Genomic DNA, 1974 nt, shown 5'->3' with positions numbered 1-1974 from the left:
GTTGGAAACAGCTCGTCTCTGTAGCAGTAAGCCGCGAACGCGCCGGGCTTTCTCACCAGTGACCAGATCAGATGCCGGTAGTCGATTCGCCGCTGGTTGCGCCCGCTCAAGCGCGGCAGAGTAAGAACATGTGCCGTCCCGTGGTAAAGATCCAAGTTCTCCGAGCGGATGCGCGCCTTCAGCGTGGCGCCGATCAATCGTGACGGCACCGAGTAGTGATTGTTGAGAACCCGAACCAAACTAAAACGAGAAACGCGCACCGTGACTTCGCGCGTGAAGTCCAACGGCGCTGCGGGCAGCGCTCTAAGCGCCGCTCGGTCCGCCTCGAATCGTTGCGAGCGCGTGAGATTGCGCTGCCGAACAAGTTCGCCAAGAAAGTGTTTGTAGTCGCTGCGCGTTGCGAAGTCTCGCGTGCCGCGAACCCGTAGCACCTGGTCCACGGCCTCTTTGAGGCGGAAGTGCGATTGCTCGACGTCGCCGTTTTGATTAGCGCATCCGGCCATGTTCGCTGATGGCTGCATGCCGTAATGAGAAAGCAATGCACGATAGTTCTGCGTGAACTCATGCACTCCTTCGCGATCCAGGTCACGTACGGCCGCAGTCAGATTGTCGGTGCGATGCCATTGTGGAATACCGCCGATCTGCCACAGACATGCTTCAAGCCCTTCAGCCAGCGCCTCAAAGCTCTCGGAGAAGCAAATGCGCACGGCTTCCACGTTCGAGTACGTCAGCACCAGGTGGTAGACTAGATGCGGGAATGCCGTGCCCGAGATCGTTACTCTGAGCCTATTCATTGAGGTGAAATCGGATTGAGCCATGCGCCCGGGCACATGCTCCTGTGCAAACATGACTTCTTGTTCCGGGCCGTGACGAACTCGCCACGCTTGAATGTGCCGCTGCAACGTGCGCAGCTGGCCTTCTTGATATCGCTCCGGAAACGCTTGGCACAGCAGCGCGGATAAGGTCTTGGCCTGCAATGCTGTCAGCAGCACGTTGAAAATGACTCTTCCCCACTTTGTGTGAAGTTTCACGTCACAAGTCAGCACTGATTCAACACGCAAGTACGAAGCAGTTGGAAGCCGGCGCGGCCATACATTTGGCGCTTGAGTAACTTGAGCCGATTGACATGGCCTTCGACGATGCCGTTGCTGTAGAGTGTGAGCAGTGCAGCGTGTACGGCATCGTAGTCGTGGCCAATGCCTGCTGCAAACCGCTGCATTTCTGGTACACCGCTGGCCTGCGCTTGACGCAGCCAGCTTGCCAACGCTTGATGTGCGCGGCGCTTGACCATGTCAGTGAACTCGAGCGACAGCCGCCGGATTGTTGCTATTTGGGGATTCTGCTCGGCGAGTCGTTGAACAAAGCGCTGGACGTGACGCTTATCGCCGTTGATGAGTGCGGCCGTGCCCCGACCCACTAACCAGCGGCCTACGCGGCGAGTGGAAGGCACCGCTCGTGACACAGGGGTACGCAGCTGCTGCGTGATTGCACAGGCTTGTCGCCAAGACTGAAGGGCTTGGCGTACGATGCCGCAACCGCCGTTGAACCCTTGGCCCACGATTGCCCAATACAACCTCGCCGCGTTTTGGCAACCTTCACGCCAGCGCTGGGCAAGATACGCTCGATAGAGATCCAACTTGCTGGCTACTGGTGGCCGTTGCGCCCGCTCAGGGAACCCACCGGCGTTGACCTAATGCCTCACCGTACGCCGATCCAATGCCGTGATGCGCGCAATCGCGCGTATTGCCATCCCACTTTGATGGTGGCGCATGACCGCCTCATAGCGCGCGCTCAATGTCCAGTAAAAAGCGAGGTGTTTTAAACGGGGGCGGTTCCCAAAGCACAACGCCCGCTTCGGGTGGAAGCGGGCGCTGGGGGGAAGGGGGGAGCCTGACGATTACCTACTTTCACACGGGCAATCCGCACTATCATCGGCGTGGAGTCGTTTCACGGTCCTGTTCGGGATGGGCAGGG

2 protein-coding genes are annotated in these 1974 nt (G+C 58.9%); both read right to left on the bottom strand.

All coding sequences use genetic code 11. From position 1 onward, the window contains the following. A partial coding sequence (gene istA / locus B0O95_RS15095) for an IS21 family transposase (protein ID WP_233203451.1) occupies window positions 1-992 on the bottom strand: 992 nt, incomplete at its 3' end. A 47-nt stretch (window positions 993-1039) separates the two neighbouring features. Continuing rightward, window positions 1040-1450 (bottom strand): transposase, encoded by a 411-nt coding sequence (locus B0O95_RS15090; RefSeq protein WP_158249521.1) that lies wholly within the window; start codon window positions 1448-1450, stop codon window positions 1040-1042. Between the last annotated feature and the right edge of the window lie 524 nt (window positions 1451-1974).

It is taken from the genome of Mycetohabitans endofungorum (genome assembly GCF_002927045.1).
In the GTDB taxonomy this organism is placed as follows: Bacteria; Pseudomonadota; Gammaproteobacteria; order Burkholderiales; family Burkholderiaceae; genus Mycetohabitans; species Mycetohabitans endofungorum.
The sequence above is the reverse complement of the archived record's forward strand: the minus strand, read 5'-3'. Positions and strand labels throughout refer to the sequence as shown.